The 9303-nt window shown below is 48.5% G+C and carries 5 protein-coding genes and 1 pseudogene; 4 read left to right on the top strand and 2 right to left on the bottom strand.

All coding sequences use genetic code 11. The features are described from left to right. A pseudogene (locus tag ACXLDX_RS11395) lies at positions 1–127 on the top strand (dihydrolipoyl dehydrogenase family protein); the annotation flags it as partial. Between the two features lie 286 nt (positions 128–413). On the opposite strand, the gene rlmD reads toward ACXLDX_RS11395, so the two are convergent. Beyond that, positions 414–1757: a 23S rRNA (uracil(1939)-C(5))-methyltransferase RlmD gene (gene rlmD, locus ACXLDX_RS11400; RefSeq protein ID WP_457577307.1), complete on the bottom strand. Its 1344-nt coding sequence runs from the start codon at positions 1755–1757 to the stop codon at positions 414–416. 243 nt (positions 1758–2000) lie between these two features. Here rlmD and ACXLDX_RS11405 point away from each other — a divergent pair, with 243 nt between their 5' ends. From ACXLDX_RS11405 to ACXLDX_RS11415, 3 genes are all read left to right on the top strand, one after another. Then, on the top strand, positions 2001–3665 hold the full coding sequence (locus tag ACXLDX_RS11405) for an autotransporter assembly complex protein TamA (RefSeq protein ID WP_457577308.1): 1665 nt from the start codon (positions 2001–2003) through the stop codon (positions 3663–3665). After that, positions 3665–7471 (top strand): translocation/assembly module TamB domain-containing protein, encoded by a 3807-nt coding sequence (locus ACXLDX_RS11410; protein WP_457577309.1) that lies wholly within the window; start codon positions 3665–3667, stop codon positions 7469–7471. Before ACXLDX_RS11405 ends, ACXLDX_RS11410 begins: the two co-directional genes overlap by 1 nt. Before the next feature lie 241 nt (positions 7472–7712). Further along, positions 7713–8108 carry a hypothetical protein gene (locus ACXLDX_RS11415; protein ID WP_457577310.1) on the top strand — a complete coding sequence of 132 codons (396 nt, stop codon included), beginning with the start codon at positions 7713–7715 and terminating at the stop codon, positions 8106–8108. A gap of 430 nt (positions 8109–8538) precedes the next feature. Here the strand turns inward: ACXLDX_RS11415 and ACXLDX_RS11420 are convergent, their stop codons facing one another. Beyond that, positions 8539–9045: an asparaginase domain-containing protein gene (locus tag ACXLDX_RS11420; protein ID WP_457577311.1), complete on the bottom strand. Its 507-nt coding sequence runs from the start codon at positions 9043–9045 to the stop codon at positions 8539–8541. Positions 9046–9303 lie beyond the last annotated feature (258 nt).

Here is a 9303-nt window from a genome sequence, read left to right on the forward strand (position 1 = left end):
GGGTGCCAACGCGGAAGACATCAGCAGAACTGTTCATGCTCATCCGACTCTTGCGGAGACTTTTGCTTTTGCAGCAGAAATTGTCGATGGTTCCATTACTGATCTGCTTCCGGCAAATAAAAAGTAACCTAAATCCTGCACTTCAGAAAATGAAAAAATATAATTATGGTTTGATCTCAATGTGTTATGATATATCTAACGAATTTGGCCATTCACTTTTTGAGTGAATGTAAATTTTTTCATTTTCTTTGCCCTGCGGGATTGGCAATTTTACCGAACCCGGAGTCTCGCAGGCTCGCTTACCTGCTTCGTTTTCAATGGCTTGAAGTATGCCTATACGTCAGCGCCATTGAACCTCGCATCTTCGGCAGGTAAGCGAAGACTCCGAACTTGTCAATTGCAGGAGTTAGGTATTATTTCTCAAGGACGGCTACAGTCTCAATATGGTGGGTCTGGGGAAACATGTCAACAGGCTGGATTAAATTCACGGTAAATCCTGTTCGGCAGAGTTCTGTCAGGTCCCGGCAGAGGGTAGCTGGATCACAGGAAATATAGATTAATCGTTTTCTGGTCAATGCTGCAATCTCTCCGGCCAGCCCGGGAATACCCCGGCGGGGCGGGTCGATAATCAGGCAGTCAAACTGTCGGCCTTCCATCACCAGATGTCGACAGGCTTCGTGGACAGGTTGTTTAGTGAAAACAGTGTTTGTGAGGCCATTGTTTCTGCTGTTTGCCCTGGCGCTGCGGATGGCGCTTCCCTGGCCTTCAATTCCTGTTATACTTCTTGCTTTTTGGCCAAGAGGTATTGAAAAATTACCCATTCCACAGAAAAGATCGAGAATCGTGTCGGCAGTATCCACTCCACTGTACTGCAGAACCAGATTGATGAGCGTCTGGTTCTGCCCGGGATTGACCTGGAAAAAACCTCCGATTTCCCATTGGAGTTTGAACGGTTCCCGGCTGGTGTTATTCAACCTGTAGCATATATGGAGTGAATTACCGAGCAGAATTTCCTGTTTCCTGTCTGCTGCAAAAGGGCCGGTCAGTTGGAACTGGTCCCCGGAGAAAAAAATTCGTTCCAGGGCCTCAAGTTGTGTACAGACTGTTCTGGCATTGTTAATATCAGCCGGTCTGGGTTTTCTCGTGAACCGGAAGATTGCCACAACCTTTCTGTTTTCCGGATTAAGCTGCAGTTCGAGTTCTGATGAATGTTCTGCAAGTGAGCGAAAATGAGGGAGTTGATGCAGATTCTTGAGGACATGATTGAGTGGTTCTGCCGCCAGCAGGCACCGGTTTATTTCCACGGGCGCATGGGATTTGAAGCGGCGAAACCCCAGTTTGTCTCCGTCGAAAACCTGCAGGCGAATTCGCTGTCTGTAACCGAAAGACCGGGGTGAGGGGATTGTCTTTTGTAACAGGGATTGTGCCTGCTGCAGGACCGGATCATTGCTTCTTGAGAGAAGATCTGCAATGATGGCCGTTTTGAGTTGTGCCTGAAATTGCGGTTTGCAGTGCTGGAAATCACAGCCGCCACATCTGTCATGGAAGGGGCAGGGAGGATGGCACCGACTGTCATGGGGAATCATAATTTCCCTGATGGTGGCATGACAATGGGTGTTTTTCACCTGTCTGGAGACAATACTCAGTGTTTCGCCTGGAAGGGCCTGTTCCACCAGCACAATTTTTCCCGACGGAAGGTGTGCAAGGCCATAACCGCCATTGACGATTTTTTTTATGGTTACCTTTTCAGGTTTCATCTTTATAATAGGAACAGTAAAATCTAAATCCTGAAGGGTAGAGACTCCATGTCCCCCTGATTCTCTGTTTCAGGCCGAACTGTGCATAATCAGGGAAAAAATAACTTCTAAATAACTTTTGTTATTTAGAAGAAATAAATATGTAATAATAAATCATCCTTGTCCTGTCGAACGTTAATCCTCATATTTTTTTTATTTTTGTCAATTGTTTTTTTCCCTCTGACCTCCGGGGCCGGGGTAAAGGTGGCGATTACCATTGAGGGTATCCATGGAGTACTCCAGAAAAATGTTCTTGCCCGGCTTAAACTGAATCTTCATAAGAACAATGAGAGGTTGAAAGAGAATGAGGTGCGGAAACTGCACCGTCAGGCGGAGGAGGATATTCGCCTGGCCCTGGCACCTTTCGGCTATTATCACCCTGAAATATCGGCCAGTCTTAATAATGAAGGCGGGAGCTGGATTGCTGTCTATTCCATCAAAAAGGGAGAGCCGGTTCTGATTGACAAGGTGGAGACTGAACTGATCGGGGAAGGAAAAAACAATAAAAATCTGGAAAAGGCCCTGGCTGAATTTCCCCTGCGGAAGGGTAAAGTCCTTGATCAGGAAAAGTACGAAAAATGGAAAAAAGATTTTGCTTCCCTGGCCATTACGGAAGGCTTTCTCGACGCCGGTTATACACGGCATGAAATCCGTGTGGATCTGAAGAAAAACAGGGCGGACCTGTTCCTTGTGCTGAATACCGGTGCCCGCTACCTTTTCGGCGAGACATCAAGCAGTCAGGATATTATCAGGCCGGATCTTCTGCAGCGCTATCTGCCCTATAAAAAAGGTGATCCCTACAGTCCGGCCGGATTGTTTGAGCTGCAGTCCATCCTTTATAAAACTGACTTTTTCAGCAGTGTTGAGGCACGTGGAGATACGGCCAATCCCAGGGGAATATATATCCCTGTGAAGGTGGAACTCAAACCGCCGAAGCATAAAAATAAATACAGCCTGGGGCTGGGATATGCCACTGACACAGGGGCCAGGGGGAAAATCGACTGGAGCAATCGTCTGTTCAACAAGAAAGGCCATAAACTCAAAGCATCGCTGCAGGTGGCGGAACTTGAAAATTCCTTTTCCCTTCTCTATACCGTACCACGCAGTGATCCCCGTTATGAAAAATTTGTTCATGGTCTCGCCTACCAGGACAAGAAATGGAATGATACCGATACGCGTCTGTTGACCGCTGCCGTCAGCAGTGAATATGCTGATCCCAGGTATAAGTACAGTATTGGAATTGAACTCCGGGATGAAGTTTATGACGTCGGCAACACGAGTGGAAAGAGTACGCTCCTTATTCCATCATTGGGAGGAGGGTTTATTTTTGCCGATGATATTCTCGACACGAAGTTGGGGTTGCAGGCATCTATTGAGTTACTTGGGGCCGCGGAGGGTATTCTTGCAGACGCAACATTTCTTCAGACAACAGTCAGCGGCAAAGCCATTGTCTCTCCGTTTAATCAATGGCGGGTCATTGGCAGGGGTTCTCTAGGCATGACAGTTGTTGATACCATCGATTCCCTGCCACCTTCATTGCGGTTTTATACCGGCGGAGACAGTTCGATTCGGGGTTATAAATATAAATCAATAGGCACAAAAGACAGTTCCGGTGCCGTTATCGGCGGCAGATACCTGGTTGTGGGCAGTATGGAACTGGAAAGAATTCTGACCGATCGCTGGAGTGTCGCCGCATTCTGGGATGCGGGGAGCGCGACCGACGATCTGAAGCTGGATTTTTTCCAGGGAGCCGGCATGGGGCTGCGGTTTCGACTGCCCTTCGGTCAGGTTCGTCTTGATCTGGCTTCAGCCGTTTCAGAAGATGGATATCCCTTTCGAATTCATTTCACCGTGGGGGGGGATCTCTGATGCGAAAACGACTGCTGCGTATCATTCTGCCCTTTTTCCTCGTTTTTTCCGGTGCAGTTGTTTTTTTTCTTTTTACGGATACCGGGCTCTTGCAAATTCGCAGTATAGTGAATTCCTTTGCCTCTCCTATGCTGAGTATCGGCAGCGTTCAGGGGAAGCTGGCGGGAAACTGGTCTGCAGAGGATGTTGAGATGAAACTGCCGGCGTTCTCTCTTTTTTTAAAAAAAATAGATTGTCAATGGAGTCCTTTGGGACTTTTAACGGGTAAACTGGCCCTGGCGAATGTTTCCGTGGACGAAGGGTGGTTGACTGTGATTGAGCGGGGGGAACAGGATTCTTCCCCGGAGGATGTTGCAGTGGAACTTCCCGCGTTGTTCTTACCTTTCCGGCTTGTGGTGGAAAAACTGGAAGTGAATAATTTTCGGGTCGTGGAAGAGGATGGAAAGAACATCTTCTTTACAGAACACATGGGGCTGGCCTTTGACTGGCGCGGGGGGCTCATGAATGTGAAGGAACTGAATTTTCGTGGGGAGGGGGTGGAGCTGTCCCTCCACGGATCACTGGAGCCCGGACCGGAGTGGGAGGTGAATATTCTCGGTGAATATGGTTTTGCAGCCGCAGGATACAGTCGTTTTGCCGGAACGTTCTCCCTGGAAGGCCCACTTGGGGATCTGCAGCTTCATTTGGCAATGAAAGAACCGGCACTTATTGAGGCCGGTGGCCGGTTGACCGGCCTGCCCGATAAAGCGTTGTGCCGGATGAAAGTCCGGGGAACGGCTGTTGATTTTTCCCGTTTCCAGCGGGAGTGGCCGAAAATCATACTTGATCATGCGGATATTGAACTTTCCGCCACCGGAGCCGGTTATCATGGTGAGGTTGCAGCCACGGGAGGCTGGGAAAAACTGCAGCATGTTGCCCTGAAGAGCAGCCTTGATGGAGACTGGGAGGGGATAATCTTTCGTTCCCTGACTCTTGAAATGGAAAAGCAAAGGGTTCATGTAAAGGGTGGAGGCATTTCCTGGAAGGATATTTTTGACTGGAGAGGGCAGTTTACTTTCGACCGGTTTAATCTCGACATTATTCCCGGACCGGTAAGCGGCATCATTGACGCAGTGATTAAGAGTCGGGGCAGGGTCGTTGAAAACGGGGTCAGAGCCGATTTTACCATTTCATCCCTTGGTGGTGTTGTTGAAGAACAGCATGTGGCGGCAAATGGTGAGATATTTTTAACGGAAGACAGAGTTTATACGGATTCCCTGCATATAAAGGATGATACAGGAGCAGGGGAATTTTTTGTTCATCACGGGGAACTCTCCTGGAAAAAGGAAAACCTGACCTGGTTCGGGGATGTCTCCTTTGAAAATATCGATCCTTCCTCTTACCCGGTTCTCCATGAATTCAATGGTTCTCTCAATGGGCATCTGGTTGTTGAGGGAACTGGTGGTGACGGTGATCTGTCCGGGAAATTGTCAATTCTGGATCTTGGCGGCACCATGCTGGAACAGCCTGTTTCCGGAGCAGGTGAGATACGTTTTGAAAACGGCATGTTCAGGACGGATGGTTTAGTGGTGCGACAGGGCAGGGCATTTTTTGAGGTAAAGGGGGCGGCAGGGGATGATCTTGGTCTCAATTTTTCCGCAACAGTCCCGGATGCGAGCCGGATTCTGCCTTCTCTGGCAGGTATTTTCTCATTGCGGGGGACCCTTGTCGGAAACCTTGTGGATCCGGATTTACAGGCAGAACTGCACGGTGAAAAAATTGGTCTGGCTGGAAAAAAGATGAATGAACTGGATATTTCATTTGATGGCCGACCTTTTTCCGGTGAAAAAATAGATGCAAATGTTCATTTTGATGGAGCCAGGATAGCTGACATTGATGTAGAGAGGGGCAATGTGACGATCTCGGGGTCTCTTGAACACCATAATATTGAACTGCAGCTTACCGGAGAAGACATGGAGCTTCATTTGGAGGCTGATGGCGGAATAGTTGAAAAAAACTGGCAGGGTACGCTGTGGGATGGACAGTTTTCCAATGCTGTTTATACATGGGAACAGGTCGAAAAGGCCTCTTTTTCTCTGGGAAAAAGCGAAACGGCCCTGCTGGGTTTCTGTTTTACCGATAAAGAGGGGCACTTGTGTCTGGATGGTCGGTTGCGGAAAAAAGAAGGTGCAGTGACCTGGTGGCTGAAAGCGGCACTTGAAAATATTGATCTGGGCTGGCTTAACCGGTACCATTTACTTACCCTGCCTGTTGCAGGAGCTCTCAGCGGCAATCTGGAGGCTGAAGGAAATGAAAAGGAAGTAAAGAGTGGTTATATTCTGCTGAATTCCCCCGGAATTGATTTTGATTTTGCTCGAATAGATGAAGAGGTTGAGCACCTGAAGTTGGACCAGGCCAGTTTGACAGGCAGATTGCAGGGTGGCATGTTGTCCGTTGATCTTTTAAGCTCAATGACAAATGGCAGTTCCATGCACCTGTCAGCTTCTCTGGAGAACATGGGAGGGTTTCAGCCGGTTCCCGGTGAAATTTCTCTTACCGGAAGAATGGAGGTTGACAGTTTTGATCTGGGTTTTGCCGGGGCGATGACTGGGTTCTATGTCGAACCGGCGGGAAGGCTGGCGGGGGCGTTTGATTTTTCCGGAACTCTGGCACAGCCGGTAATTGAAGGAAAAATGACGATGGGGGCGGAAGGAGTTGTCCTGCCTAACCAGGGTGTTACTTTGAAGGATGTCGCCCTCTCTCTGTCGGGGGAGAAAGATGGATTGCTTTTTCGAGTTTCAGCTGTTTCCGGAAAAGGGCAGCTTGAGGGAACCGGCAGGGTTCGGTATGGTGACGGCCCGGTTGCGGCCAACCTGGATGTGAAGGGTGAGAATTTCCTTCTGTTCAGTCTGCCGGAATATGAAATAGAGGTCAGTCCGGATGTCAATCTGTTCTTCAGTGAAGACAGGGGTGAGATACGTGGCACTGTGAGAATACCCAGGGCCCTGATTACTCCTGAAGAAATGACGAGTTCAGTTTCGGTATCCAATGATGTGGTTCTGCTGAACGGGCATGAGGAGAGTGAAGATACAAAATGGCCGTTTTTCACCAATCTCAATGTTTTTCTCGGGGATGAGGTGGAAATTGACGGTTATGGTCTGAAGGGAAGACTCACGGGGAAACTCCTGGTACAGGACAGGCCGGATTCTTTACTGACCGCCGTAGGTGAACTGGATCTTGTGGACGGCACATTTACAATTTTCGGCCGTTCCCTTGACCTGAAAAGAGGTCGTGTGCTTTTTACCGGCGGACCCATTGACAACCCGGGAATTGATGTCCGGGCGCAGAAAGCTGTCAGTGCAGAAGAGGCCAGGGGGGACGGTTATGTGGTGGGGGTCGATGTCAGCGGAATGGTGCAGGACCTTCAGTTTCATCTCTTTTCCGATCCGTTTATGGAGGATACTGAAATTCTGTCACAGTTGATTGTCGGCCACTCCCTGGCCGGGTCCTCCACAGAGGAGGGAAATCTGCTTGGTGCCGCAGCAGAGGCACTCGGTCTGAAAGGCGGAAATACACTCATAAGCAATTTGACAGATATTCTTTCGGTTGATGATCTGCATCTTGAGGGAAGCAGGGCCAGGGAAGATGTCTCGCTGGTCGTCGGAAAACGGCTGTCAAAAGACCTCTATCTCGGGTATGATATCAACATGTTCAACCAGTCTGGTGTGTTCCGCGTGCGGTACGATCTCAAACACGGGTTTTCCATAGAAACGAGGACATCGCCGGAATCGACCGGTGCCGATTTGATCTATATTTTTGAAAGATAGTATATGGCCCTGGAAAAGGCGGGGCGGTTGTAACCGCTTACGTTTGATTTCCTGCCGATACCTGTGTTACAATTACAATTTGGAGACGATAAATCATAGAGTTGTAGTCATTGTGAGTAGATACCTTTGGGTGCAGCAAATTAATGGAAGTCTGATCGTGAGTGGTATGACCTTCTGCCCGATGGATTTTCATATAATGGATGAGGAAACTGTTTACTATCTATATTTTCAGGAGGGAGAGATGACAGGTTTACTGCGGCTTTTTTCAGTTGTATCTTTTTTCGGTATGTTATTTTTTCTGGCAGGTTGTGCTGATAAGGTTCCTGTTGAGCCGCCGCCAGGTACAGGAACAGCGTTTCAGAGAACTCTGGATGAGACCCAGACAGCGGTGAGAAGTGTGTTGGCCAAAGCCGGCTTTGGTATCAGAAAGGAGAGTCCTGAATACATTGAGGCCATCCACCTCAAGCGTGGTGAGACGGTGGAGGACAGCGATGGTGAGCTGGTGGGTATCTGGTTTACCGATCGGGGCAACAGTGTCGTCGTTCGCATGGATACGATGAAAAACAGTTCCGAAGTGGCTTCCCAGAAGGATTGGGAAAAACCGCTGCTGGCTGCTCTGATGCACGAGCTTGAATAATACTGAATCCCTGAATTCTTTGCGGCAGGTGAGGAATTACAGTTCAAAAGTCAATATCGTTAACTTAAGCGATGAGCCCCATTCTGACCTCGTCCGGGGGACGCCATAAACCCGTCCCTGGGGGCTTGACTGCAGCCGTCCTGGCTGCAGACACCCCCGGCCAAGGCCAGAATGGGACTTTCCTGAACTATCTTTGCCTTAAGTCAGTACCTGTTCTGAAATGAGGATTTTTGTTTGAGATCAAGGCGTACGGGAAATTTTACCGCAGGCGTATAATTGATATCGGAGTCTACGCTTACCTCCGAGGATAAAATTTTTCGGGCAACGCAGATATCGGGCAAAAAGACCAACTATGGACAGGCACAAGTTAACGATATTGATTGAATAGTTGCAATTGGCAGGGATTGGTTGGTGGGATCGGAATGTCCCGTCAACCCGTTTTTGATTCAGTAGTGAGCGGTTCAAATCTGTTCAGTTCCAGATTCTTTCTGACGTTGTCAGCGGGAAACACCCTGCCGTTCATGACGATATAAGATCCGTTCTGCAGCACCTGTAATGCGCCTATGGCGCAGCCGATATTAAACGTTGCGTCACTGGTTTTGAACAGTGCAGGTTCAAGGGCTCCGGTCAGGACAATGGTTTTATCCTTTATGGCCGCAAGGTATCCGGCGGTTTCCACCATGGTATCCGTTCCATGGGTGATAAGGATTTTTGTCGCTTGATCCGCGGCCACTGTTGTGTAGAGAAGTTTTCTGTCCTCCTCCGTCATGTCAAGGCTGTCTTTTCTGAGAAGAGATGTAACCGTATAATGAATGGAAAGATTGAGTTCACTCAAAACCTTCTCGGCATTTGGCGGGCCCACTTCATATTCACTCCTGGCATCAAAATAAATCTTATCTATAGTGCCGCCGACTGTTATAATCGAGATTGAAATCATTTCCTGTTCTGTTTCCGTTTTTTGTTCTTGTAATTTTCATTGTTTGTTCACATATTTGGGTAAGCCGGAATGGCTGACCTCAACAAGGTGATGAAAATCCCAATTGCGGCAAAATGACCTTCGGTGGCAGGATTGAGGTTAAGAATTGCAATCGGGTGTGGAATTGTATTCTGATTAACAGTGAAACTCAACATATTTGAGTTGTTGTGATCTCTCCGGTTGATTGCGGAGAAACCTCGCCCCCGGTAAATTTACAGG

It is taken from the genome of Desulfomarina sp., from assembly GCF_054039375.1.